Origin of the sequence: Enterobacter cloacae complex sp. CDL013, assembly GCF_049238805.1 — a bacterium.
GTDB classification, from domain to species: Bacteria; Pseudomonadota; Gammaproteobacteria; order Enterobacterales; family Enterobacteriaceae; genus Enterobacter; species Enterobacter hormaechei_C.
The window spans coordinates 85,867-109,439 of sequence record NZ_JBMKGT010000011.1; the positions used below are offsets into that span (position 1 = coordinate 85,867).

The following is a 23,573-nucleotide window of genomic DNA, read 5'->3' on the forward strand; positions in this document are numbered from 1 at the left end:
AAAATGAATGCCACAAATATGATCCAGGCGTTACCGGAATCGAAAAACGCACATTTATTTCTGTTACTGGAAGGTGGGGCGCAAACAACAGAATCTTTTCAGGCTTTTTATAACGAAAACGCAGCAGTTATGTATTCGTTGTATCTTCATCCACAACTTACCGAAGCCAGAGATTATGGTCCCTGGTTGTTTGCAATAAGGGATAAAGAGGAGTTAACGGCCCGTATTACCTCAACGCCGGGGTTAACTGCTGTTATCGCCTCTTCACAATCCGCAGGGGCGTTAGCCGTTCAGCTTTCTGCGGCCTGCACAATGATTTCTCCGGAAGGAGCAGCGACTTTAGTGCGTTTTTATATGCATGATGTCATTCGTCTGCTGGCGGGCCTGAAAGAACGTGAGTGGCATAGCCTATTATTCAGGGAGATTTCTCAGTGGTGGGCACCTGGTGAAAACGAATGGCAGCAGATGCACATTCCCGCTTCAACAGTAATCAATGCCAGAGACAGTGCCATACGGCTAAATCATGAAGAATGGCAACACATCACGGATAAACCTGTTGTCACCGTAGTGTTAGCCGCGTGGCAGAAAATGCCATCCAGCCAGCATTTTCCCGCCTGTGCTCAACGTGACATGGTTATAAAAGCACTGAATAAGGCCAGAGAGGCGAAAATGAAAGCGGGTACAGAGCAAAAACTTTATGCTCTTTATCATCTTAATGGCGGAAAAAAGAACCTGGAGTCAGATGATATTCAGGCTGCACTCGAAAAAGTGGTTCAGGGAAAAGTATCGCTGGAATATGTGTTATTCAAACATGCGCAATCTCAGGGATGAAAATACAGAATGGGATTCTTCAGGACGTATAAGAAAATAGACGGTGCGGTTAACCGGGGTTATGCCCGCTGGGGAAAAGGGATCTGGGGGGCATTGTTACTGCCGGTGGTGATTTATCTTGGCTGGTCGGTATGGGCGGCTGTCTGGGGACCTCCATCGGGGCCGGTGACGCTGATTATTCACAGTGAGCTCGACAGACCTGTTCTGGGGTTTAGCGTAAACGGGGTGGCAGGTTCGAATGCATTTGCTCATGGCGGGGGCGGTGCCACCTGCTGCGGCAGCATCAGCGGGGATAAGGCCGAGGTGATCTGGACACTAGATATAACTCACGAGCAATACCTTAAAGGTATGAGATTAGAAACACGCCGCACGGTAATGCCTATGCCTGGTCGCCAGTGGGGTGAAAACTATCTTCATGTCTATTTTCTGCCTGAAGATAATGTTCGGTTATGGTGGAGTACCGGATTTAATCATCCTGATTCTCACGATATCAAAGACCAAACCGCAGAATTAAAAAAAGGAAAATAAGATATGGATATTGAAAGCCTTATTGCGGCAGCAAACCGGGCTCAGCAGGCGGAAGATGCTGGTTTAGGGAACTGTTCACGGGTATGGCATGTGGGGTTCTTTTTTGATGGAATTCATCGAAATATCGAACAGGATGCGCCGGAGCATCGTCTCAGCAACATTGCTCGTTTGTTTCGAGCATTTCCAGATGATGCACAAAAATCAAATAAAGAGTACTACTCTAAATTCTACATTTCAGGACTGGGCACTCCTTTTAATGAAACTGTCGTTGAAAAGCTTCACACCATCATGGACAGTGGCCTGGGCAGCATAAAGGATGAGTTAAAAGGACAGCCCGGTGAAATGGCCAAAGACGCGGGCATGGATTCCATAAAGGGCAACAACTGGTACGAGGTTTTAAAAAACCAGGGAAAGAAACTTCTTAACCCTACGGAATGGAAAAAACTGGCCTCCGATACGGCAAAAAAGGCTGCCAAAAAAAGTGTCATCGAAGCAACTTCCTGGCTCCGTGATAACCCTGTGATAGCCGATATGCTGGTAACGGGTGCTGATACCCGTATTGCATCGACAAAAATATCGTTTGAAGAAGGATACAAAGAAGCCGTTAAAAAAAGCCCGGTTCCCATCAAGCTTATCTCTGTTTCACTGTTCGGCTTCGATCTCGGTGCTACCTTGGCACGTAAATTTCTCGACAGTCTGCTAAAAGACATCTGTAAGAAAGAGGGGGATAAATACAACTATCAGGGCATACCCGTTGATATCGTCTTCACAGGCCTGTTTGACTGCTCGCGACGCACATCGGCCAGCAACAACAACGGTGTGGATTACTTTATCTCTGCGTTTGGCGGGCCGATAAAAGGCATCAGCGTATTGCTGGGGGATAAGTCCATCGACCAGGACACCCCACTGCCTAAGGCGGTAAAGAAAAGCCTGCATCTCGTTGCCGCCCATGAAACCCGCGTCTGGCGCTGCCTGTACCGTACCGGCAATAACCCGGCGCACAAGGAAGAACTCAGTCCCGGCTGCGCGGAGGATGTTGGCGGAGGTCTGAAACCGGACGAACAGAAACCCAGTGCGGAACTCTGCCGCGTGGCGCTGCACAGGATGTACCGCGAGGCGACCATGGCGGGTGTGCCTTTCCCTGATTTTCAAAGTTTGAAATCTTACTCCGAAACCGTAGCCAGCTATTTCATCGTCCAGGACAACGTTAAAAACCAGTCCGTCCTGCAATGGGCGAAGGCGTACCAGAGCGCGCTGCCCTTTACCTCATTAAATACCGCTTGCCAGAACCGGCATCTGGACAGCTATATCGACTGGCTGGGTCGTCAGTACTATCAGTACCGCACGGAATGCCTGAAATACGAAAAGCAGCGCGGTGATACGCTGGCCTCAGCTGGCGCATCGGCAGGGTTTGCAGGCATTACGCAGGAAGCGAAGGAGACCGCCGGGCAGTACGCGAATGAACTTGCTGTACTACAGCAAAACTGGGGATGGCTTGATTACGTAAAGAATGCGGCTATAAGAATGCGAAACAGTATGGAACAGAACCCTATGGACAGACGCCGGGATATCGTTCCGAACGTGTATGGATCCGCGCTGTGGCGTGCGAAGCGATTTCTGGACTATTTCCATGCGGCGAACCTCGGTAAACCCCAGCCGTTTCCCATAGATACGGCACCGTCAGAAATGTACGCATGGTTTGTACACGACCTGCAAACGGTAGACAAAGGCGCAGGTATTTCGCAGGACTTTTTTGTGATCCGCTCAATGGAGATGCCTGAGGCCTGATAAGTACTGTTAACAACAGAATTTGAGATTCCTCCGCTACACCGGCCAGTAGCCAGTCATTACCTTAAGGCCAGTTCACCTGCGAGTCTGGCCTTATGAAACGTTACTCTACCGCCCTGCTATGGGGTCTGCTGACTTTAACCAGCCAACTGGCGCATGCCGATGTGATTGATGATGCCATTGGCAATATTCAGCAGGCGATCAACGACGCCTATAACCCCGGCAGCAGCCGTAATGACGATGACGACGATCGTTACGACCGCAGCCGTCAAATCGACAGCCGACAGTACGACGATCGTCGTCGGCAGCTCGAAGACAGACGCCGCCGTTTAGACGAGCGTCAGCGTCAGTTGGACGACGACAGGCGTCGGTTAGAAGAGGACGAGCGCAGGTTGGAAGACGATTACGATCGCGGCTAAGTGCGGCCTGTTGCCCTCACCCCAACCCTCTCCCACGGGAGAGGGAGAAAACCTAATCCAGCACCATCACCATCCCGTCATACCCCGCTTCAATGCCGGACGGCAGCGGGTTATCCATCATCCACACGTCAAACTGATGGCTGATATGCGTCAGGATCACCTGCGGACAGCCAATCACCTCGTTCAGCGCAATCACCGTATTCAAATCACAATGGTTGCGCGGCGTCTCCGGGCGCGGTTCATAGCTACAGTCGATAATCATCGCCTGCGGCTGATTGTTTAGCAGAAACGTCACCGTTTTATCCGGCAGTCCGGCGGTATCAGAAAGCCACGCCACGCGGCTGTGGGCGGACTCCAGCAGATAGCCAAACGTGAGTTTTGAATGGTTGAGCGGCAGCGGCGTGACCCGCAAGCCCTGAAGTTCAAACGTCACAAATGGCTCCACCGTGTGGCTGAAATCCAGGATGCCCGGATGTTTGAACAGATCGTCACAGCCTGCCTCGTCTGGCGGACCGTAGACGGGAATGGTGGCGCCTACGCCCCAGCGCAGAGGGAAAAGCCCCTGAACGTGATCCATATGATAATGGGTAAGCAAAAACTGCTGGAAGCTGCCCGCAGGCCAGTCGTCCATCAGGTGTGGAATACCCGCGTCCAGCAAGGTGACCGCATCGTTGAATTTCACCGCCGCGCTACAGGGGCGACGGCGATAATTTTCCTGTAAACGCGCCCGTCGGCACGCCGCGCAGTCGCAGCCAAACACCGGCACCAGCTGCGCCCCTCCGGTTCCTGTCAGCGTGATCGTCAGACTCATAACGCACCTCTACAGCGGTTTGGTGAAGCGGAAATGGCTTTGCGTATACCCTTCACGAACATAAAAACGGTGCGCGTCCACGCGCTTCACGCTGGTGGAAAGCTCGGTCAGCTCGGCGCCTGCCTGCCGTGCGACGTCCTCTGCCCAGGCCAGCAGCTGGCTGCCCACTTTTAATCCGCGCGCCTGCGGCATCACCACCAGTTCCTGGATCTCGCCGATCCAGCGGGCGTGGTGCAGGTGAAACTGCATGTGCAGGCCGATCATCCCGATGATCTGCCCGTCCAGCTCGGCCAGCTGGTAGCGCATATTGTGATCCCGCAAGTTGGCCAGATACCCGGCGTGAAACGCCTGATGATCGAACTCGGCCTGCTTAAGTTCGCAGATCAGCGCGTAAACGATCGGCGCATCGTCGGCGGTGGCGGGGCGAAGCTGGCAGTCAGGCATGCTGTTTCTCCTTCTGGCGAATAAGCGATAGAAAGGTCTCGACTGACTGTAGCAAACTTCCGTCGTTATTGAGGAGATGGCAACCCGACGGGGTGTAACGCGCCGCCCGTTCCAGCCGCTGGTCGATCTCGCGCGCGTTTTCGCGCCCCCGCTTTTGCAGCCGGCTACGCAGAACGTCCGGGGAAACCTGCAAACAGACCGGGAGCAGCGCCGCTTCGTACCGGGCGTGAGCCTGCGGGAGATGCGCCCGCGAGCCGTTGACCAGCACGTCAAAGCCCGCGTGCAGCCAGAGGTCGATCTCGATGCCGACGCCATAGTAGTAACCGTTGGCATGCCAGCTCAGCGCCAGCAGGTTTTGCCCGGCGCGGGTAAAAAACTCCTGCTCGCTCAGGGCGATATGGTTTTCACTCCCGGCGTTTGCCGCGCGGGTAATGTAGCGGTGCGCTACCAGCAGCTGTGAATGTTCCCGCTGCCGTAACGCCGACAGCAGGCTGTCCTTCCCGGAGCCGGACGGGCCCATTAACCAGATGAGTCTTCCCATCAGAACACCCTTTTTCCCTGACGCCAGACGTGGTCGATATGAACGTGCTCGCCCTTGCGGTGCGCCAGCACCAGGTCTGCCCGTTTGCCTTCGGCAATCTCACCGCGATCGTGAAGGTTGAGCGCGCTGGCCGGGTTTTTTGTCACCAGGCGAATCGCCTGTGGCAGCGTGAAGCTGTTGCCCTCGTCGTCCGCCACCCGGAACGCCGCGTCCAGCAGGCTGGCGGGGTAATAGTCAGAGGAGAGGATATCCAGCAGGCCGAGCGAGGCGAGCTTGCTTGCCGCCACGTTGCCGGAGTGCGACCCGCCGCGTACGATGTTCGGCGCGCCCATCAGGACGTTCATGCCATGCTTACGTGATGCTTCTGCCGCCTCGAACGTGGTGGGAAATTCGGCGATCACGCTCCCAAGCTGGTGGGATTCGCGCACGTGATCGTGCGTGGCGTCATCATGGCTGGCCAGGGCAATATTACGGTCCCGGCACATAGCGGCAATGGAGAGGCGATTCGGCTGCGACCACTGGGCCGCCAGCGCCAGCTGCTCTTCTTCGTAGCGCGCCATCTCCGCGTCGTTGAGCGAATATTTGCCCTGATAGTATTCGCGATACTTTTCAATGTTGGCGAACTGGCGCTGTCCCGGCGAGTGATCCATCAGGGAAACCAGCGAGACCGGCTCGCGGCCCACCAGCTTCTCAAACAGCGGCAGGGTGGTGTGGTGCGGCAGCTCGCAGCGCAGGTGCAGGCGGTGCTCGGCGCGGTTGAGGCCGCGCTTTTGCGTCTCCTCCACGGCGTTGATCATCTTCTCCAGGTTCTCCAGGCGATCGCCGCCGTCGCGCACGTCGCCGATCGCCACCGCGTCCAGCACCGTGGTGATGCCGCTGGCGACCATCAGCGCGTCGTGGCTGCTCATCGCTGAATGCGCAGGCCAGTCCACCTTCGGGCGCGGGGTGAAGAATTTATCGAGATTATCGGTATGCAGCTCAATCAGCCCCGGTAGCAGCCAGCCGCCTTCGCCGTCCATCGCGTCCGGTGAGCGGCTCTGGGTTTCGGCAAAGGCGCGGATGACACCGTCCCGCACCTCAACCGAGCCGTTCACGACCTCATTTTCCAGCACCAGCCTGACATTATTGATAATCATACGTTTGTCCCCATCGGGTGCAGTCTGTCCGCCACGCGATGGCGTACGGCGTCGTCGTGGAAGATCCCGACGATCGCCGCGCCGCGCGCTTTGGCCTGTTCGATCAGTTCTATCACCGCTGCGCTGTTTTTACTGTCGAGCGAGGCGGTGGGTTCATCCAGGAGTAAAATCGGGTAATCGACGATAAAGCCACGGGCGATGTTGACGCGCTGCTGCTCGCCGCCGGAAAAGGTCGACGGGGCGAGGTGCCACAGACGCTCCGGTACGTTGAGACGCGTCAGCAGGCTGGCGGCTTTAGCGGCGCAGGTTTCGCGCGGCACGCCGAGATCCAGCAGAGGCTGCATGACCACGTCCAGGGCGGAGATCCGCGGGATCACCCGCAGGAACTGGCTGACCCAGCCGATCGTCGAGCGGCGTACTTCCAGCACTTTGCGCGCGGGAGCCTGGACCAGATCAACCCATTCATTGTTATGGCGGATATGGATATGGCCTTCGTCCGGCAGATAATTGGCGTACAGGGAGCGCAGCAGGGTGGATTTTCCGCTGCCGGAATGGCCATGCAGCACCACGCATTCGCCGTTGCTGACCTCTAATGAGGCATTTTGCAGTACCGGCAGGCGGACACCGTTTTGCTGGTGGAGCACAAAGGTTTTACTGACATTTTCAACGTGGATCATGTTGGCCTCTTAATTCTGTAATACCGAGGACACCAGCAGTTGGGTGTACGGATGATGGGGATCGTCGAGCACGCGGTCGGTCAGCCCACTTTCCACCACCTGACCCTGCTTCATCACCAGCAAGCGGTCCGCCAGCAGGCGCGCAACGCCTAAATCGTGGGTGACAATCACTACCGCCAGGTTCAGCTCCACCACCAGGCCGCGCAGCAGATCCAGCAGGCGCGCCTGCACGGAGACGTCCAGCCCACCGGTCGGTTCATCCATAAACACCAGCTTCGGATGGGTGACGAGATTGCGGGCAATCTGTAAACGCTGCTGCATGCCGCCGGAGAAGGTGGTCGGCAGGTCGTCGATGCGCGAGGCGGGAATTTCAACCTCTTCCAGCCAGTGCTGCGCCGTGGCGCGGATGTTGCCGTAGTGGCGCGCGCCGGTGGCCATCAGCCGTTCGCCGATGTTGCCCCCCGCCGAGACCTGGCGGCGCAGGCCATCCATCGGGTGCTGGTGCACCACGCCCCACTCGGTGCGCAGCAGGCGGCGGCGCTCGGCTTCGCTCATGCCATACAGCGACACGCCCTCATACAAAATGTCGCCATTCTGCGGCGTCAGGCGCGCGGAGATGGACTTCAGCAGGGTGGTTTTACCGGAGCCGGACTCGCCGACAATGCCCAGCACTTCGCCCGGCCACAGCTCAAACGACACGTCGCTAAAGCCTTTGCCCGGCGCATAAAGGTGAGTCAGGTTATTAACCGAAAGCAGCGGTTTCATTGGCTGTTCGCCTCGCTCTGTTGGCGGCAGTAATCGGTGTCGGAGCAGACAAACATCCGTTTGCCCGTGTCGTCCAGCACCACTTCATCCAGATAGCTATGCTTCGAGCCGCAGATGGCGCACGGCTCGTCCCACTCCTGCACCGTAAACGGGTGATCGTCAAAATCCAGGCTCTCCACACGGGTGTACGGCGGTACGGCGTAGATGCGTTTTTCCCGTCCGGCACCAAAAAGTTGCAGGGCGGGCATCATGTCCATCTTCGGGTTATCGAATTTCGGGATCGGCGACGGGTCCATCACGTAGCGGCCGTTCACCTTCACCGGATAGGCGTAGGTGGTGGCGATATGGCCGAAGCGGGCGATGTCCTCATACAGTTTGACCTGCATGATCCCGTACTCTTCCAGGGCGTGCATGGTGCGGGTTTCGGTTTCCCGCGGCTCGATAAAACGCAGTGGCTCCGGGATCGGCACCTGGAAAATCAAAATCTGATCTTCAGTCAGCGGGGTCTCCGGAATGCGGTGACGGGTCTGGATCAGCGTCGCGTCTTCGGTTTTTTCAGTGGTGTTGACGCCCGTTACGCGCTTAAAGAAGTTGCGGATCGACACGGCGTTGGTGGTGTCGTCTGCCCCCTGGTCGATGACCTTCAGCACGTCCGCTTCGCCGATCACGCTGGCGGTGATCTGAATACCGCCGGTGCCCCAGCCGTAGGGCATCGGCATTTCGCGGCCGCCGAACGGCACCTGGTAGCCGGGGATCGCCACAGCCTTAAGGATGGCGCGGCGGATCATGCGTTTAGTTTGCTCGTCCAGATAGGCAAAGTTGTAGCCGCTTAAGTTAGCCATTGGCGCGCTCCCGTTGCAGGCGTTTCAGCAGTTCCAGTTCGGCCTGGAAATCGACGTAGTGCGGCAGCTTGAGGTGCGAGACAAAGCCGGCGGCCTCAACGTTATCCGCGTGGGCCAGCACGAACTCTTCGTCCTGTGCCGGGCCTGCAATATGCTCGCCGTAGTCCGGCGCTTGGAGCGCACGGTCAACCAGCGCCATCGCCATCGCCTTGCGCTCGCTCAGGCCATACACCAGCCCGTAGCCGCGGGTAAAATGCGGATCTTCATTCTCTGGCGCGACAAAACCGTTGACCATTTCGCACTCGGTCATCAGCAGTTCGCCGATGTTCACCGCAAAACCCAGCTCTTCCGGCACAATTTCGACATCGAGATAACCGCTGCGGATCTCTGCCGCGAACGGGTGGTTGCGCCCGTAGCCGCGCTGCGTGGAGTAGGCCAGCGCCAGCAGATACCCTTCATCGCCGCGCATCAGCTGTTGCAGGCGGGACGAGCGCGAACAGGGATAGACCGGCGGCGTGCGAGTGATGTCATCCGGTGTGCTGCCGGTGTCTTCTTCCGCCTTCGCCAGCCCCTGGTTTGCCAGCAGGCTAAAGACGTGCGGGGAGGCGTCTTGTTCAGCGTCAGAGACGCTGAGCTGCGGTGTTTCACCGTTCGCCAGTAGAGTGAAGTCCAGCAGGCGATGGGTGTAGTCGTAGGTCGGACCAAGCAGCTGGCCGCCAGGAATATCTTTGTACACCGCAGAAATACGGCGCTCTAAACGCATTTCCGCCGTTTTCACCGGCTCGCTTACCACCAGCTTCGCAAGCGTAGTGCGGTAAGCGCGCAGCAGGAAAATGGCTTCCACGTTATCGCCGCTGGCCTGTTTCAGCGCCAGCGCCGCCAGCTCGCGGTCTGCGATGCCGCCTTCGGTCATCACGCGGTCGACGGCCAGGTTTAACTGCTGTTCAATCTGGGCGACGCTCAGCTCGGGTAAGGCGTCATCCCCCCGGCGTCTGTGCTCCTGCAAGGCATGGGCGGCGGCAATCGCCTTCTCGCCCCCTTTGACGGCAACGTACATCAGCACACCTCCACGTGAGTGGTTCTCGGGATCGCCAGCAGGCGCTCGCCGCAGGTCAGGATCAGGTCGATACCGAGCGGGAACGGATGCGGGCGCTCGGTCAGCTCATGAATGATGCACTCCGGCAGCTGGGGGGCGACCATCCGCTCGTCGGCGATCCCTGCCCCCGTCAGGCGTAGCATGCGGCCACCGCTCAGGCTGGAGACCTGCAAAATCAGCGTAGCGCTGGTTTCCGGTGCGACGGCGCTGCCTTCGCTCAGGGCATTAAGTTGTTCATGGCTGATTTGCTCGTCGGCCACGGCGAAGACCGCCTGCTGGGGCTGCTCGACCAGCGGCGCGTTGGTGTGAAAGCGCAGGTTCTGGCTGGCGATATCGTTCAGCAATGCCCCTGATAGCCATACCGGGGTGTCGTTGTCCGCCAGCGTCAGCAGCACGCTGGTAGAGGCGAGGTTCAGCGGCAGCCAGCCCTGGGAGAGCTGGTGCAGCGAGACAATGACGCCCGGCTCGCTCATGGCTTTCAGCAGTCGACGGAAACTCTGTTGGGCATCCTGGACGGCCAGGGTAAAAGCAGGTTGAAGCGTCATGCGTTGTCTCCGCGAACGAGCGTAAAGAAGTCGACCCGGCTGGTATTTACTTCGGCCTGACGCGCGGCAAGGCGTGCGGCGCGGTCAGCTTCCAGCGGGGCAATAAGGGTTTCCATTAACGTCTGAAAATGCGGCTGTTCCTGTAAAAGCGCGTCGATCGCTGCGCAGCGCTCGGCGTGCGTTTTGTCGCGGCCAAGTACGTAGCCGTAGCCCAGCGTGCCGCTTTTCAGGCGGATCACCGCGCGGGTGAGGGTGGCATCGCCGGCGAAGAAGCGCTCGCCGGTGCCGCCCATGCGTGCCTGGATCTGCACCAGGCCGATCTCCGGCGCGCGGATCGTGTCGTAATCCGGCGTCAGGCCGAGCGCGTTCATGCGGGCAGCCAGCGCAGCAGGCTGGCTGTGGGCCAGCACGCGCATCCAGCGCTGACGAGTGGAGGTGTCGAAGTGCATTCAGTGCTCCATGGTAAATTCAATCATGTCGGCGCGGGTCAGGCTGACGGAGTATTCCGTTGCGTTGACGTCGCCGTCACGGTGGTTGAGGGTGCGCACGCAGAGCAGCGGGGCCATGTTGGGGATCTCCAGCACCTTGCTCTCTTTCGCCTGCGCGCGGCGGGCGCTGATGCGCGTCTGGGTGCGTTTGAGCACGATACCCGTCGCGTCCTGAAGAAAATCATGCAGGGAACCGCTGGCGAAATGTTGCAGAACGGGCCAGAGGGTGAGGTCCGCGAAGTAGTGGTCGATCTGACAGACCGCCACGCCGTTCACCCGGCGCAACGTGCGCAGGTGAACGACGTTGTCGCCCTCCTGAATCCCCAGCGCGTCCGCCACGTGGCGGGAGGCCGGGCGCAGGACAGACAGCAGCTTTTCGCTGGTGGGGTGGCTGCCCTGATCGAGAAGGTTCTGGCTAAAACGCGCCTGGGCATTAAGCGGGTAGTCAAACGGACGCATCAGCACCAGCACGCCGACGCCCTGACGACGCTGGACCCAGCCGCGCTCCACCAGTTGATCGATGGCACGACGCAGGGTGTGACGATTCACTTCGTAGCGGTCGGCAAGCTGCTGCTCGGCAGGCAGGTAGTCTCCGCAGCGATAGTGCGTGCGCAGCTCCACTTCGAGCTTTGCCGCAATCTCTTGCCAGCGGGTGGGGTAACTGGTCGGATGTCTGGATAAGTGCATACCAATCAAAGCCTCGCTTCTCAGATGAAGTGCTTACGCAAACGTTGAGAGAGGAAATCCAGCAGGCTGACGGTGACGATGATGAGCACCATCAGGGCGCAGGTTTGCTGGAACTGGAAACCACGAATCGCTTCCCACAGGGTGACGCCAATGCCGCCTGCGCCCACCATGCCGACCACGGTGGCGGAGCGAACGTTGGACTCGAAGCGGTACAGGGAATAGGAGATGAGCAACGGCATCACCTGCGGCAGGACGCCGTACAGGATCTCTTCGATTTTGTTCGCTCCGGTTGCCCGGATGCCTTCCACCGGGCCGGGCTCGATGGCTTCAACCGCTTCGGAGAGCAGCTTGGAGAGCACGCCGGTGGTGTGGATGAACAGCGCCATCACGCCCGCGAACGGACCCAGGCCGACGGCGACCACGAATAGCATCGCAAAGACCATTTCGTTGATGGCGCGACAGGCGTCCATCAGGCGGCGCATCGGCTGGTAAACCCACCATGGCACGATGTTTTCGGCGCTCATCAGGCCAAACGGAATGGAGAGGATCACGGCGAGGGCGGTGCCCCAGACGGCAATTTGCAGGGTGATCGCCATTTCACCGAGGTAGTCCTGCCACTGGCTGAAGTCCGGTGGGAAGAAGTCGGCGGCGAAGGTCGCCATGTTGCCTGAGTCCCTGAAGAGCAGCAGCGGATCCATCTCCGCGCCCTTCCAGGAGATAACGAGCACCGCCAGCAGAACAGCCCAGCTTATGAGCGAGAACCAGCTGCGTTTTGGCGGCGGGAGGGTGATGGTTTGCATGTTGGCTCCTTTGGGTTTAGTCCCCTCTCCCTTGAGGGAGAGGGAGAAAGGCGTTACTGCACCGCTTTATTCACGCTGGTCATGGCGCCGAGCGCGGCGGTCAGGCGGTCGAGATCGTCCAGCTGCGCCTGAATTTCCGACACTTTGCTGGTCTTCTCTTCGTCCTTCAGGCCTTTGTTGTCCTTCACGCCCTGCATCTGCTTGAACAGCGCCAGCTGGCGAATCGGCACCAGTTGCAAATCGCTGGACGCGCGGAACGGTGCCCAGCCCAGACGTGCCAGAACCGCTTTCTCTTCCGGCGTTTTGCCGTAGTTCATAAAGAAGTCGTAGACCTTGTCCTTGGTGTTCTCGGAGAGGTTTTTGCGCCACACGATCGGGTCGCCCGGAATCAGCGGTGATTTCCAGATAACCTTGATTTCCTTCAGCTTGTCCGGCGCGGAGGTCTTCAGCTTGTCGAGGTTTTCAGTGTTGTTGGTAGCAACGTCAACCTGCTTATTCGCCACGGCCAGGGCATTGGTTTCGTGGCTGGCGTTAACCGTGCGCTTAAAGTCGCTGGCGGAGACGTTGTTTTTCGCGAAGACGTAGTAGCCAGGGACGAGGAAGCCGGAGGTAGAGTTCGGGTCGCCGTTACCAAAGGTCAGCTCTTTGCGTTTGGCGAGCATGTCGTTGAGGTTGTTGATCGGGCTGTCTTTGTTAACAATCAGCACGCTCCAGTAGCCCGGAGAGCCGTCTGCCGCAACGGTCTGGGCGAACACCTGGCCGTTCGCGCGATCTACCGCTTCCATAGCAGAGAGGTTGCCATACCAGGCGATGTCGACTTTGTTGAAGCGCATTCCCTGAATGATGCCCGCGTAATCCGGGGCGAAGAACGCGTTCACTTTGATCCCCAGTTTGGTTTCCATATCTTTCAGGAACGGTTCCCACTGGGGTTTCAGGTTCTGCTGTGATTCTGTCGAAATGATGCCAAAGTTCAGTGCTTTTTCCTGCTCCTCTGCGTGGGCCGGGCTTAACAGGGTGCTGATGCTGAACATGCTGGTGAAGGCCAGCGCGGCAACCGTTTTATAGCTCATTTCCATTCCTCGTTATGGGTCGTTATGCAGCCTGCGCGCGCTCTTCGACGCGGTTTACGCTGCGGTAGAGATGGTCAAAACGTTCGTTATCAAACTGGTGGCTTGCGCCATCAAAGAACACATGTCCCTGACGCAGGGCGACGATGCGCTCGCAGTAGCGCAGGGCGTAATCCACCTGATGCAGCGTCACCACCACGGTGATGCCGTCGTTCTGATTGATGTCGCGCAGGGTTTCCATCACGATGCGGGCGGACTCCGGATCCAGCGAGGCGATAGGTTCATCGGCCAGGATAATTTTGGCTTTCTGCATCAGGGCGCGGGCAATGGCGACGCGCTGCTGCTGTCCGCCGGAGAGCGTGGAGACGCGCTGGTGGGCGAAATGCGCCATGCCGACGCGGGTCAGCGCCTGTAAGGCTTCTTGCTTCTGGGATAGGGAGAACCAGCGCAGGCAGGTGCGCCAGAACGGGGTGCTGCCGAGCGCGCCAATCAGCACGTTCTCGAGCACGGTCAGGCGGTTCACCAGGTTGAACTGCTGAAAGATATAGCCCGTCTGAGCGCGGCTTTTGCGAATATCGCTCGCCAGACGCCCCGCATGTTGCACGGTGTTCCCCAGCAGTTCGACGCGGCTTTCCGGCGTTTTGTCACAGGTAATCAGGCCGCTCAAGTGACGAAGAAGGGTGGATTTACCTGAACCAGACGGCCCCAACAGCGCCACCATTTCGCCCTGCTGGACGGTCAGATCAACGGCATGCAGCGCCTTGTTGTGATGGAAGGTTTTGCTCAGTTTCTCGACGCGAATGACAGTTTGCATGTGCCCGGCCTCACGATAAATGTGGCCTCATGCTGGCGCATCAATATGACATTCAGGTTAAGTGTTGGTTGCGGGAGTTTGAAGAGTTGAGGGGAGTTTGATGACAATCACCCTAGGCCCGGCCAGCGCAGCGCCACCGGGCGCTGTTGCCGGATGCGCTGCGCTTATGCGGCCTACGATTTAACGACGTTAATCATCCACGGCACGCCGTATTTATCGGTGACTTTCCCGAATCCGTGCGCCCAGAAAGTCTCCTGCCAGGCCATTTCGACATTGCCGCCATCAGAGAGGTTGTCGAACCAGCGTTTGCCTTCATCCACGTCCTGCGTGTCGAGCACCAGCGTAAATCCGGCGTACTGCGTGCTGCTACCGGGTGGCAGACCATCGCTCATCATGATATCGCTTCCGGCAATGCGGACATTAGAGTGGGCGATGGCGGTATCCGGGAAGTTCATGCCTGACGGACAGCCTTCTTCGCTGTTTTCGTCTTTGGGCATTTCGCCGAAGGTGATTTTGTAGAGGAGTTCTGCGCCGACGGCCTGCTGATAGAAGGCGGCCGCCTCCGCACAGTTGCCGGCGAAAGAGATGTAGGGACTTAACGGCATAATCTTTACCTCACGTAAGAAAAGCCCGTTAAGTGTAGTTCCCGAACGCCCGGTAAGCGAAGCGTCACCGGGCGGGACAATCAGTTCTTTTTCACGAACTCAGATTTCAGTTTCATCGGACCGAAGCCGTCAATTTTGCAGTCGATATTATGATCGCCTTCAACCAGACGGATATTTTTAACTTTAGTGCCGATCTTCAGCATGGAGGAGCTGCCTTTTACCTTAAGATCTTTCACAACGGTAACGCTGTCGCCGTCTGCCAGCAGGTTGCCATTCGCGTCTTTCACGATCAGCGCATCGCTGTCCTGCGCAGGCTCCGCATCGTTCCATTCATGGGCGCATTCCGGGCAAACGAACGTGCCATTGTCTTCATAGGTGTATTCAGAATTGCATTTCGGGCAGTGTGGAAGTTGCATGTGGGTATCCTCAAAAGTGTTAACACGCTGGAAAACGCCAGCTAAATGACGGCAGTGTGCCGAAAAAGGCAGCGAGTATAACGCAAATCCCCACTTTTGTCGGTGATATTGTTTTATAAAAATAGCGCATAAATGCGCAAGCGATGACACGAACTGTCAGTGAATTAAGGGAAGCGTATGCCCTGAACGGCAGAGATCGTAATCATGCTAAATGTATCGAATATTTTATTACAGCAAATTGCTACGCTGTGCCATTTCGGATAAGGTGAAGGAACAAGCCGTTATTTATCTACCCTCCTCTGACGACATACATCTTTTGGCGTCAGGGAATACCTCTCTTTTTTGGTGGGTAAATAACGATGATATATCCTGATGTTTCCTGAAAATGCGTTTTGTCTATTCACTTTTGGCTTTCTGGCCAGGGGATGTTTTACACGTATTACGAGGGTGGGTTTTAAATTCTCATTATCTTCAGTTAGTTGTATTAAATGAACATGTTTTCCATACGTGATCATATAAGCCTGAAAAGTATAATTAAAACATCGTGGCTTAATAAAAGTAATAAATTTGCGTTAAGGGAAGGCTTTTATCATGCACACACAGACCATATTTGAATTAAGCCAGGAAGCTGAACGTTTGTTACAGCTCGCTCTGAACAATCTTGATTCATTAAAATCTATGCCGATTGCAAAGCTGGATAGCACAACCGCTGCCATGAGCGGCGTTAATAACAACGTTTTGCCATTGCATTTTAGCGCACGAGGTGTCGACGCTCAGCAGGCGATGCTGAATAATGAATTACGCAAAATAACCCGCCTCGAAATGGTACTGGCGATTGTGGGTACCATGAAAGCGGGAAAATCGACCACCATTAATGCGATTGTGGGCACGGAAGTGCTGCCGAACCGCAATCGTCCGATGACGGCGCTTCCCACGCTGATCCGCCATACGCCGGGCCAGAAGGAGCCGGTGCTGCATTTTTTGCACGTTTCGCCCATCGATACCCTGATTACCCAGTTGCAGAAAAAACTGTGCGATAAAGATCGCGGCAAGCTGGCGCGGCGTCTGGAAATCGACAAGGACATGAATACGCTGCTGGAGCGCATAGAAAGAGGTGAGGCGTTTGAAAAACATCACCTGGGCGCGGAGCCCATCTTTCATTGTCTGAAAAGCCTGAACGATCTGGTGCGGCTTTCTCAGGCGCTGGGCGTGGAGTTTCCGTTCTCTGAGTATGCCGCGATTGAACATATTCCGGTGATTGAGGTGGAGTTTGTGCATCTCGCCGGTCTGGATGCGCACCTGGGGCAACTGACGCTGCTCGACACGCCGGGGCCGAACGAGGCCGGTCAGCCGCACCTGCAAAAAATGCTCAATGAGCAGTTGGCGCGCGCCTCCGCCGTTCTGGCGGTGATGGACTACACCCAGCTTAAATCCATTTCTGATGCTGAGGTTCGTCAGGCAATTTCGGCTGCCGGGAAATCCGTGCCGCTTTACGCCCTGGTCAACAAATTCGATCAGAAAGATCGTAATAGCGACGATGAAGAGCAGGTGCGGGCGATGATTTCCGGCACGCTGATGAAAGGGAATATTTCTCCGGGGCAAATTTATCCGGTCTCTTCCATGTGGGCCTATCTGGCAAACCGCGCCCGCTATGAGATGAACGTCCATGGGCGCCTTCCCGATCATCAGGATCAGCGTTGGGTACAGGATTTTGCCGAGGCCGCGCTGGGCCGCCGCTGGCGAACGGCCGACCTGGACGATATTGGCCATATTCGCCATGCGGCGGATCTGCTGTGGGAGGATTCGCTGTTCGAACAGCCCATCCGCAAACTGATTTACGCGGCTTACGCCAACGCCTCACTGTTCGCTTTACGGTCGGCATCGCATAAGCTGCTGAACTATGCGCAAAATGCCAGAGAATACCTGGACTTTCGCCATCAGGGACTGACGGTCGCTTTTGATGAGCTGGAGCTGAATATTGCGCGCCTGGAAGAGGATATGACGATGCTGCGTCAGCGGCAGAGCGTGGTGAGCGATGAGGTCCAGCATGAAGTTGAAGAGGCGCTCAACGCAACGGATGCTTTTCTGCTTCGCCAGAAAGATGAACTTCACCAGGCGCTGGGCGACATTTTTAGCCGCCCGTCTATTCTTGACTTAGCAGGCCGCGAGCCATCCAGTTTGCGTGAAGACGACGCGGATGCGATCCAGCAGCTGGTGCTTGACGATGAAGGGCAGGCGCAGATTGTCCTGAGCAAGATCCGATCGTCATGCGAGCAGATTATGCTGAATGCGCAGAGCAGAATTGGCCGGGAGCTGGCGTTACGCTTCGATCAGCTGGAGTCTACGCTCGCCCGATCGTTGAATGAGGCGATGCGACCCATCGAGACGCGAATTAAGGAACAGCTCAGTCATGCCGGATTTCGGGCGCGGATTAGCTTCCCGGCGTTTCAGGCAAACCAGCTTAATTTCAATACGCGCGGGTTATTTAATGATGCCATTGTGCAGGACACCCCTCCCGCCAGTCAGCCAGCAGGGGCAGGCAGCGTACGTAATACCGTCTCGCGCTGGCTCAATAATCCCGGCTGGGGCTGGGAGGAGTATGTCGTGACGCGCACACGCTATGTCATCGACATCGCTCAGCTTCATGGCAAATTTACGCAACATACCGATCAGTTTTGCGATCAAATTCGTAAAGCTTTGGCCGCGCAGGTCGATGTCTCTGTTACGGCAGGTATGGCAACGTTCTTTGCAGAGTTTTCGTTGTGCCTGACCGGGTTACAGGAAAGCTTGCGTGATAGCCTTGCCGTTCGGCAGCAGAATGAGCATTCAACCCGGGCGCTTAGCCAGTTGTTGAAGCAAAGTATGACCACTGCGGCGTGGATTCAGGAAGATACCCGACTGTTACGCGATGATATTCAAACCTTATTCGCGGCAGAGCAACCATGACAACACAGCTACTGGACGGTCCCGGGCGGACGCTGGAGTGTATTCATCCAAAATTTATGGTCGATTTGGTCCAAGGGGCGGATGCTGCACGTCACGCCCTCCTGGGGCCACAGCAACTACAATTTCGTGAGCGTTTGACGCAGGAGATCATTACGCAGACCCGGCTGCGGCCGTGGGCAATGGCGGGAATGCTCAACGAAAATGCAGCACTGCGGCTGGGTCTGGCGGAGAAACTTGCCGGTATGCTCGACCCCGGACACCTTGCGCTGACCCGTATGTCCGACAGGCTGGTAGCCCTGCGCCAGCAGGTGAATCCACGTCTCCCTCAACCTCCCGGATTGTTACAACAGTACGAGGAGCTCTCCGCACATTTCAACCAGCGTGCCGCCTATAAAGAGAAAGCGCTCGCGCAGCGAGGCCTTACGGTTCAGGCGGGTGAGCACAGCGAGCAAATTTTTACCCGCTGGCGAGCCGGGCAGTATGACGGCTGGTCGCTGGCTGGCCGCTGCTTTATCGTGCTGGAAGAGTTGCGCTGGGGGGCGTTTGGCGATGCCTGTCGTCTGGCGAATAGTGATGTGGCGGCCATGCTGAAAGATAACCTGCGCAGCATGGCCGCAAATTATCTGGCACAGGAGATTAATGCTTCTCCCACCACCCGGCATTTTTACCATCAGTGGCTGACGACGCCCGCTTCTCCCGGTCTGATTGATTATAAAGATATGCTGGGCTGGCTGGGGGACTGGTGTCAGGCGGAAAAACATCCGGTGAGCTGGTCAGTGACGCAGAGCTGGCAAACGGTCGCGCTGGGGATGCCAAGACTCTGTTCGGCAAAACGGCTTGTGGATGGCATGGTGGAAGAGATATTTGGTACGTGATTGCCCCCCCTCTTTTTAAAGAGGGGGGCGAAAGGGTTAGTGGTGCATTTCTACCGCTTCATGTTCTGTCCGGGACTCAGGCACATGCCCAAAGCGTCTGGCGTACAGTGCCGTGATGATAGGGACCAGAATTGCCGTCACAATCACGCTGGCGGCAACCAGAGCCGTGGCGGAAGCGGCTACGGGTTCAAAGGCCGGGTTAATCTGGGCGATAATCACCGGGTTGGCTACCGCAGCGCCTGCGGCCGAAGAGGCGGCCACACCCGCGGTTCCGTTGCCGCCCCCGATGACGCGGTCTGCAATAATCAGCGGAATACCCGTGATGACGATGACGGCAACACCCAGCACAATACCCAGCAGGCCGGTTTCCAGAATTACGTTCAGGTTGATGGTATTGCCCAACGCGAAGCCGAAGAACGGGATCAGTACCGGGGTGGCTTTGCTGAAGAAATCGCGCAGATCGTGATCGAGGTTACCCAGCGCAAAACCAATCAGGAACGGCAGGATCGCCCCGACAAAATGGTGTAGTTCAAAGGAGGCAAGGCCAGCAGAACCCAGAATCAACATCGTCATCAGTGGACCCGACTCCAGGGACATCAGCACGAACGCGCCCGATTCTTCTTTGGTGCCATATTGATTCATCAGGCTGGCATAGAGACCGCCGTTGGTCATATCCATTGCTGAGACAATGGCCAGAACGGATAATCCGGCGAAGAAGCCAGTCTGAATTCCATTCTCCGGAATGAACATCGCACAAATCATGGCAACAACCCAGGCGACCGCAATTTTAGTAATGACCAACGTCCCTGATTTACGTAATACCGTACCTGTTGCACGCAAGTTAATAGATGCGCCGATGCAAAAGAACCAGACTGCCAGAATCGGTACCGTTCCGGTGATCATACCTTTTGTAAAACCGCCAAAATAAGCACCGGTATTCGGGGCCAGCGTATTTAATATCGCGCCAAGTACCAGCGGGACCAGCATCATCCCGCCCGGGATGCGTTCTATAGTTGCTTTAATCTTCATCATTAACCCTCACATCTCGCCCGCGTGGCTGGCGGAAATCTCAAAAATAGATCAACAAATTCAAATGATTGCCTTTTTGGAGGCCAATCGATTCGTTACTTATGCTGTAAAGTGAAATTAAGGCGTTCAGTATTCCTTCATTTGAAAGCCGCTGAGATATCGTGTTCGGATTTATCATGCGATCTTTGGAATTGCGATTCAATCAAAACGAAATACTGTTTTAGTTATCTCCGTCACATATTGAATGGAAACAGGATTGCCCACGATTAATAATTAAATTTTGTGTAAATTCGCTGTGAAGAAATGTGATTGTATTTTGTTTGGGAATGAATAATAACGGGCGTTAAGATCTGTTTGATAAGGGGGTTGAGAATGACCTTACTTATCGTGAATTGACAAAAGCTGAAGGCATCTTACGAACAGGAAAAATATATGTGAAGTTGATCACATATATAAACGCTGGTAGGGTAAAAAGGTCTTTAACTGCCCAGACAGGCGTCAACAGGTTCGGTTGTATTGAGGTAAAACGTCAATGTAAGTAAACCTGCTACGCTTGAATAAGGAGATTCGCATGGAGCGGATCTCTGGTTCACAGCTTGCAAAATGCGCTGTGAAACGGACGGGGCTGAGTCTACGAGGAAAGCTATGCTTAGAAGGAAAAAAGTAAAACCCATCACGCTGCGCGATGTCACCATTATTGATGACGCGAAACTGCGCAAAGCGATTACAGCGGCCTCGCTCGGTAATGCGATGGAGTGGTTCGATTTTGGTGTTTACGGCTTTGTGGCCTATGCACTTGGTAAAGTGTTCTTCCCCGGTGCCGATCCCAGCTTGCAGATGATTGCCGCGCTGGGTACGTTCTCCGTTCCCTTCCTGATTCGCCCTCTTGGTGGTCTTTTCTTCGGCATGCTGGGTGATAAATATGGTCGCCAGAAAATCCTGGCTATTACCATTGTCATCATGTCGATAAGTACATTCTGTATCGGCCTTATTCCGTCGTATGCGACTATTGGTATATGGGCGCCGATTCTGCTGTTGATCTGTAAGATGGCGCAGGGCTTCTCCGTTGGCGGCGAATATACCGGTGCATCGATTTTTGTCGCCGAATATTCTCCGGACCGTAAACGCGGCTTTATGGGCAGCTGGCTGGACTTTGGTTCGATTGCCGGATTCGTCATGGGCGCGGGGGTTGTCGTTCTGATCTCAACCGTAGTGGGTGAAGAGAACTTCCTTGACTGGGGCTGGCGTATTCCGTTCTTCCTGGCGCTGCCGCTGGGCATCATTGGGCTTTACCTGCGTCACGCCCTGGAAGAGACGCCTGCGTTCCAGCAGCACGTTGAAAAGCTGGAGCAGGGTGACCGTGAAGGGTTACAGGATGGCCCGAAAGTGTCGTTCAAGGAGATTGCGACCAAACACTGGCGCAGCCTGCTGACCTGTATTGGTCTGGTGATTTCCACCAACGTCACCTATTACATGCTGCTGACCTACATGCCGAGCTACCTGTCGCATAACCTGCACTACTCGGAAGACCACGGTGTGCTGATTATTATCGCCATCATGGTAGGTATGCTGTTTGTGCAGCCGATTATGGGTCTGTTGAGCGACCGCTTTGGCCGTAAGCCATTCATTATTCTCGGCAGCGTCGCCTTGTTCGCACTGGCAATTCCGGCCTTTATTCTGATTAACAGCAATGTGCTGGGGCTGATTTTCGCCGGTCTGCTGATGCTGGCGGTGATCCTCAACTGCTTCATCGGGGTGATGGCTTCTACGCTGCCGGCAATGTTCCCGACGCATATTCGCTACAGTGCGCTGGCGGCAGCCTTTAATATCTCCGTTCTGATTGCGGGCCTGACGCCGACACTTGCTGCTTCACTGGTGGAGAGCACGCAGAACCTGATGATGCCTGCTTACTATCTGATGGTCATTGCGGTGGTCGGCCTGATTACCGGTATTACCATGAAGGAGACGGCGAATCGTCCCCTGAAAGGGGCAACGCCTGCGGCGTCTGATATTCAGGAAGCGAAAGAGATCCTGCGTGAGCACTACGATAATGTAGAGCAGAAGATTGAAGATATTGACGCAGAGATCGAGGCGCTCCAGAAAAAACGTTCTCGCCTGGTTGACCAGCATCCGAGAATTAACGAGTGATAAAAAAACCCGCCGCTGGCGGGTTTTCTTTTATTAGCATCCTGCGGCGATGTAGTCGCCGCCAGCGCTGACGGGGATCACCGTCAGGAACAGGACCGTCGCGAACAGTATCAGAACAACCCCTCCGGCAATTTTGACCATCGGCATTATCCGGTTCAGGGACGTGCCGCCACCAAACCAGGCTACTGTGCGTTCACGTGCGTAACGTACTGCCAGCGACAGCCCCATAATCGACAGCGCCGTGCCCAGCGACATTGTCATCACAGCAGCAATCCCCCAGCTAATAATGCCGAGCGCATTCGAGAACATCAGGATCATAATTGCCCCGCTGCACGGGCGTGCGCCTATGGCCAGCACCACGCCCAGACGGGTTTTCCAGTCGCTTTTAGCCAGATCCACCCCTACGCCGTGATGGCCGCAGCCACAATGTTCATTATGCTGGTGAAGCGGCTTGATGGCGCTAATCGCCATTTTGCGCGGACGCAGGCTGCTGAGCGCCTGATAAATGATAAATGCACCGAAGGCGGCAATCACTAGGGCGCTGATTTTCTCGACGTACCAACGGCTGGTGCTGATATCCCCGGACGCGAAGTTCAATCCAACCGCCAGGATAAAGACAAAGGCGATTGCGCTGACGCCCTGCATCAGGCTACCGATAAACGGTACGACGCGCGCCGCGAGCTGGCTCTCTTTATTGGTGGTGAGATACGTGGTGACGATGAATTTGCCGTGTCCCGGTCCAACGGCATGGAGTACACCATAAAGAAACGCACCGGTTAACAACCACAGCCCACCGCTGTACTGATGATTATTAAGTTGCAGCAAATACATCACCAGATAACGGTGCAGGGTGATCTGGGTGGCGAGGCACCACTGAATAAAAGCATTCCAGTGCTCATGCAGTGCAAAACCTGCCATAAGTAACACCAGCACGGCGAGCCCGGCGGTTGGGAGACGCCAGTCACGTTGAAGTCGTTGTGTCGTCATGAGGTTGACCCGCGAGAGAAATATTTGCCGCTAGTATAGTGTTCAAATCGCTGGATCACACCGGGATCGTCAATGGATTGTGGATAAGTCTGTGCGTAAAAAGGTATAAGGCGGGGTTTTGCTGGGGAATACAGCAATCAGTCATTTTTTTGCAACTTTTCTGTTGCGGTCGCTCGGGAACTCCCTATAATGCGCCTCCATCGACACGGCGGATGTGAATCACTTCACAAACAACCCGGTCGGTTGAAGAGAAAAAATCCTGAAAATCAGGGTTGACTCTGAAAGAGG

General features: G+C 56.0%; 25 protein-coding genes. 7 read left to right on the top strand and 18 right to left on the bottom strand.

Annotated elements, in window-relative coordinates:
- Positions 1-3: 3 nt before the first annotated feature.
- From ACOTXD_RS20330 to yjdP, 4 genes are all read left to right on the top strand, one after another.
- Positions 4-831, top strand: a complete 828-nt coding sequence (locus ACOTXD_RS20330; protein ID WP_061856757.1) for a DUF4123 domain-containing protein — start codon at positions 4-6, stop codon at positions 829-831.
- 9 nt (positions 832-840) lie between these two features.
- Positions 841-1,359 (top strand): DUF3304 domain-containing protein, encoded by a 519-nt coding sequence (locus ACOTXD_RS20335; protein WP_061856756.1) that lies wholly within the window; start codon positions 841-843, stop codon positions 1,357-1,359.
- A gap of 3 nt (positions 1,360-1,362) precedes the next feature.
- Positions 1,363-3,147, top strand: coding sequence for a DUF2235 domain-containing protein (locus ACOTXD_RS20340; RefSeq protein ID WP_061856755.1), 1,785 nt, complete (start codon positions 1,363-1,365; stop codon positions 3,145-3,147).
- A 95-nt stretch (positions 3,148-3,242) separates the two neighbouring features.
- Positions 3,243-3,566 carry a DDRRRQL repeat protein YjdP gene (yjdP, locus tag ACOTXD_RS20345; protein ID WP_061856754.1) on the top strand — a complete coding sequence of 108 codons (324 nt, stop codon included), beginning with the start codon at positions 3,243-3,245 and terminating at the stop codon, positions 3,564-3,566.
- A 52-nt stretch (positions 3,567-3,618) separates the two neighbouring features.
- Here yjdP and phnP read toward each other — a convergent pair whose 3' ends face one another.
- From phnP to ACOTXD_RS20425, 16 genes are all read right to left on the bottom strand, one after another.
- On the bottom strand, positions 3,619-4,377 hold the full coding sequence (gene phnP / locus ACOTXD_RS20350) for a phosphonate metabolism protein PhnP (protein ID WP_061856753.1): 759 nt from the start codon (positions 4,375-4,377) through the stop codon (positions 3,619-3,621).
- 9 nt (positions 4,378-4,386) lie between these two features.
- Positions 4,387-4,821: an aminoalkylphosphonate N-acetyltransferase gene (phnO, locus tag ACOTXD_RS20355; RefSeq protein WP_045331392.1), complete on the bottom strand. Its 435-nt coding sequence runs from the start codon at positions 4,819-4,821 to the stop codon at positions 4,387-4,389.
- A complete protein-coding gene (gene phnN / locus ACOTXD_RS20360) occupies positions 4,814-5,365 on the bottom strand; it encodes a ribose 1,5-bisphosphokinase (RefSeq protein WP_086623593.1) in 552 nt (183 codons plus the stop codon). Before phnN ends, phnO begins: the two co-directional genes overlap by 8 nt.
- Complete coding sequence (gene phnM, locus ACOTXD_RS20365; RefSeq protein WP_058652444.1) at positions 5,362-6,498, bottom strand: alpha-D-ribose 1-methylphosphonate 5-triphosphate diphosphatase; 1,137 nt, start codon at positions 6,496-6,498, stop codon at positions 5,362-5,364. Before phnM ends, phnN begins: the two co-directional genes overlap by 4 nt.
- Positions 6,495-7,175: a phosphonate C-P lyase system protein PhnL gene (phnL, locus tag ACOTXD_RS20370; RefSeq protein ID WP_003860227.1), complete on the bottom strand. Its 681-nt coding sequence runs from the start codon at positions 7,173-7,175 to the stop codon at positions 6,495-6,497. Before phnL ends, phnM begins: the two co-directional genes overlap by 4 nt.
- A 9-nt stretch (positions 7,176-7,184) precedes the next feature.
- A complete protein-coding gene (gene phnK, locus ACOTXD_RS20375) occupies positions 7,185-7,940 on the bottom strand; it encodes a phosphonate C-P lyase system protein PhnK (protein ID WP_003860225.1) in 756 nt (251 codons plus the stop codon).
- Complete coding sequence (phnJ, locus tag ACOTXD_RS20380; RefSeq protein ID WP_006810438.1) at positions 7,937-8,782, bottom strand: alpha-D-ribose 1-methylphosphonate 5-phosphate C-P-lyase PhnJ; 846 nt, start codon at positions 8,780-8,782, stop codon at positions 7,937-7,939. The genes phnK and phnJ overlap by 4 nt, the downstream gene beginning before the upstream one ends.
- The gene (locus ACOTXD_RS20385; protein ID WP_045894777.1) at positions 8,775-9,839 is read right to left on the bottom strand and encodes a carbon-phosphorus lyase complex subunit PhnI; all 1,065 of its coding nucleotides are present in this window, start codon (positions 9,837-9,839) and stop codon (positions 8,775-8,777) included. The genes phnJ and ACOTXD_RS20385 overlap by 8 nt, the downstream gene beginning before the upstream one ends.
- Positions 9,839-10,423: a phosphonate C-P lyase system protein PhnH gene (phnH, locus tag ACOTXD_RS20390; protein WP_003860219.1), complete on the bottom strand. Its 585-nt coding sequence runs from the start codon at positions 10,421-10,423 to the stop codon at positions 9,839-9,841. Before phnH ends, ACOTXD_RS20385 begins: the two co-directional genes overlap by 1 nt.
- On the bottom strand, positions 10,420-10,872 hold the full coding sequence (gene phnG, locus ACOTXD_RS20395) for a phosphonate C-P lyase system protein PhnG (RefSeq protein ID WP_003860217.1): 453 nt from the start codon (positions 10,870-10,872) through the stop codon (positions 10,420-10,422). Before phnG ends, phnH begins: the two co-directional genes overlap by 4 nt.
- Complete coding sequence (phnF, locus tag ACOTXD_RS20400) at positions 10,873-11,598, bottom strand: phosphonate metabolism transcriptional regulator PhnF (RefSeq protein ID WP_003860215.1); 726 nt, start codon at positions 11,596-11,598, stop codon at positions 10,873-10,875.
- 20 nt (positions 11,599-11,618) lie between these two features.
- Complete coding sequence (gene phnE / locus ACOTXD_RS20405) at positions 11,619-12,398, bottom strand: phosphonate ABC transporter, permease protein PhnE (RefSeq protein ID WP_023302942.1); 780 nt, start codon at positions 12,396-12,398, stop codon at positions 11,619-11,621.
- 53 nt (positions 12,399-12,451) lie between these two features.
- The gene (gene phnD, locus ACOTXD_RS20410; protein WP_003860211.1) at positions 12,452-13,468 is read right to left on the bottom strand and encodes a phosphonate ABC transporter substrate-binding protein; all 1,017 of its coding nucleotides are present in this window, start codon (positions 13,466-13,468) and stop codon (positions 12,452-12,454) included.
- Between the two features lie 22 nt (positions 13,469-13,490).
- Complete coding sequence (gene phnC / locus ACOTXD_RS20415) at positions 13,491-14,279, bottom strand: phosphonate ABC transporter ATP-binding protein (protein WP_032608263.1); 789 nt, start codon at positions 14,277-14,279, stop codon at positions 13,491-13,493.
- Between the two features lie 173 nt (positions 14,280-14,452).
- The gene (gene yjdN, locus ACOTXD_RS20420) at positions 14,453-14,884 is read right to left on the bottom strand and encodes a VOC family metalloprotein YjdN (RefSeq protein WP_023315239.1); all 432 of its coding nucleotides are present in this window, start codon (positions 14,882-14,884) and stop codon (positions 14,453-14,455) included.
- Positions 14,885-14,964: 80 nt separating this feature from the next.
- Positions 14,965-15,300, bottom strand: a complete 336-nt coding sequence (locus ACOTXD_RS20425) for a zinc ribbon domain-containing protein YjdM (protein ID WP_421766481.1) — start codon at positions 15,298-15,300, stop codon at positions 14,965-14,967.
- A 591-nt stretch (positions 15,301-15,891) separates the two neighbouring features.
- Here ACOTXD_RS20425 and crfC point away from each other — a divergent pair.
- Entirely contained in the window at positions 15,892-18,246 is a 2,355-nt protein-coding gene (gene crfC, locus ACOTXD_RS20430) for a clamp-binding protein CrfC (RefSeq protein WP_023324027.1), read from the top strand.
- Complete coding sequence (locus ACOTXD_RS20435; protein ID WP_003860203.1) at positions 18,243-19,121, top strand: diguanylate cyclase regulator RdcB family protein; 879 nt, start codon at positions 18,243-18,245, stop codon at positions 19,119-19,121. The genes crfC and ACOTXD_RS20435 overlap by 4 nt, the downstream gene beginning before the upstream one ends.
- A gap of 36 nt (positions 19,122-19,157) precedes the next feature.
- Here ACOTXD_RS20435 and kdgT read toward each other — a convergent pair whose 3' ends face one another.
- Positions 19,158-20,150 (bottom strand): 2-keto-3-deoxygluconate transporter, encoded by a 993-nt coding sequence (gene kdgT, locus ACOTXD_RS20440; protein WP_003860201.1) that lies wholly within the window; start codon positions 20,148-20,150, stop codon positions 19,158-19,160.
- Positions 20,151-20,795: 645 nt separating this feature from the next.
- Here kdgT and proP point away from each other — a divergent pair.
- Positions 20,796-22,298 (top strand): glycine betaine/L-proline transporter ProP, encoded by a 1,503-nt coding sequence (gene proP, locus ACOTXD_RS20445; protein WP_003860199.1) that lies wholly within the window; start codon positions 20,796-20,798, stop codon positions 22,296-22,298.
- A gap of 33 nt (positions 22,299-22,331) precedes the next feature.
- Here the strand turns inward: proP and ACOTXD_RS20450 are convergent, their stop codons facing one another.
- Complete coding sequence (locus tag ACOTXD_RS20450; protein ID WP_061856751.1) at positions 22,332-23,285, bottom strand: nickel/cobalt transporter; 954 nt, start codon at positions 23,283-23,285, stop codon at positions 22,332-22,334.
- Positions 23,286-23,573: the final 288 nt, after the last annotated feature.

What these genes read in the sequence shown, in the direction of transcription:
- kdgT (WP_003860201.1), bottom strand. Translation starts at nt 20,150, where the DNA reads ATGAAGATTAAAGCAACTATAGAACGCATCCCGGGCGGGATGATGCTG.
- phnM (WP_058652444.1), bottom strand. Translation starts at nt 6,498, where the DNA reads ATGATTATCAATAATGTCAGGCTGGTGCTGGAAAATGAGGTCGTGAAC.
- proP (WP_003860199.1), top strand. Translation starts at nt 20,796, where the DNA reads ATGCTTAGAAGGAAAAAAGTAAAACCCATCACGCTGCGCGATGTCACC.
- phnP (WP_061856753.1), bottom strand. Translation starts at nt 4,377, where the DNA reads ATGAGTCTGACGATCACGCTGACAGGAACCGGAGGGGCGCAGCTGGTG.
- phnL (WP_003860227.1), bottom strand. Translation starts at nt 7,175, where the DNA reads ATGATCCACGTTGAAAATGTCAGTAAAACCTTTGTGCTCCACCAGCAA.
- phnH (WP_003860219.1), bottom strand. Translation starts at nt 10,423, where the DNA reads ATGACGCTTCAACCTGCTTTTACCCTGGCCGTCCAGGATGCCCAACAG.
- ACOTXD_RS20385 (WP_045894777.1), bottom strand. Translation starts at nt 9,839, where the DNA reads ATGTACGTTGCCGTCAAAGGGGGCGAGAAGGCGATTGCCGCCGCCCAT.
- yjdN (WP_023315239.1), bottom strand. Translation starts at nt 14,884, where the DNA reads ATGCCGTTAAGTCCCTACATCTCTTTCGCCGGCAACTGTGCGGAGGCG.
- phnK (WP_003860225.1), bottom strand. Translation starts at nt 7,940, where the DNA reads ATGAAACCGCTGCTTTCGGTTAATAACCTGACTCACCTTTATGCGCCG.
- yjdP (WP_061856754.1), top strand. Translation starts at nt 3,243, where the DNA reads ATGAAACGTTACTCTACCGCCCTGCTATGGGGTCTGCTGACTTTAACC.
- ACOTXD_RS20330 (WP_061856757.1), top strand. Translation starts at nt 4, where the DNA reads ATGAATGCCACAAATATGATCCAGGCGTTACCGGAATCGAAAAACGCA.
- ACOTXD_RS20435 (WP_003860203.1), top strand. Translation starts at nt 18,243, where the DNA reads ATGACAACACAGCTACTGGACGGTCCCGGGCGGACGCTGGAGTGTATT.
- crfC (WP_023324027.1), top strand. Translation starts at nt 15,892, where the DNA reads ATGCACACACAGACCATATTTGAATTAAGCCAGGAAGCTGAACGTTTG.
- ACOTXD_RS20425 (WP_421766481.1), bottom strand. Translation starts at nt 15,300, where the DNA reads ATGCAACTTCCACACTGCCCGAAATGCAATTCTGAATACACCTATGAA.
- ACOTXD_RS20335 (WP_061856756.1), top strand. Translation starts at nt 841, where the DNA reads ATGGGATTCTTCAGGACGTATAAGAAAATAGACGGTGCGGTTAACCGG.
- phnD (WP_003860211.1), bottom strand. Translation starts at nt 13,468, where the DNA reads ATGAGCTATAAAACGGTTGCCGCGCTGGCCTTCACCAGCATGTTCAGC.
- ACOTXD_RS20450 (WP_061856751.1), bottom strand. Translation starts at nt 23,285, where the DNA reads ATGACGACACAACGACTTCAACGTGACTGGCGTCTCCCAACCGCCGGG.
- phnF (WP_003860215.1), bottom strand. Translation starts at nt 11,598, where the DNA reads ATGCACTTATCCAGACATCCGACCAGTTACCCCACCCGCTGGCAAGAG.
- phnG (WP_003860217.1), bottom strand. Translation starts at nt 10,872, where the DNA reads ATGCACTTCGACACCTCCACTCGTCAGCGCTGGATGCGCGTGCTGGCC.
- phnC (WP_032608263.1), bottom strand. Translation starts at nt 14,279, where the DNA reads ATGCAAACTGTCATTCGCGTCGAGAAACTGAGCAAAACCTTCCATCAC.
- phnE (WP_023302942.1), bottom strand. Translation starts at nt 12,398, where the DNA reads ATGCAAACCATCACCCTCCCGCCGCCAAAACGCAGCTGGTTCTCGCTC.
- ACOTXD_RS20340 (WP_061856755.1), top strand. Translation starts at nt 1,363, where the DNA reads ATGGATATTGAAAGCCTTATTGCGGCAGCAAACCGGGCTCAGCAGGCG.
- phnJ (WP_006810438.1), bottom strand. Translation starts at nt 8,782, where the DNA reads ATGGCTAACTTAAGCGGCTACAACTTTGCCTATCTGGACGAGCAAACT.
- phnO (WP_045331392.1), bottom strand. Translation starts at nt 4,821, where the DNA reads ATGCCTGACTGCCAGCTTCGCCCCGCCACCGCCGACGATGCGCCGATC.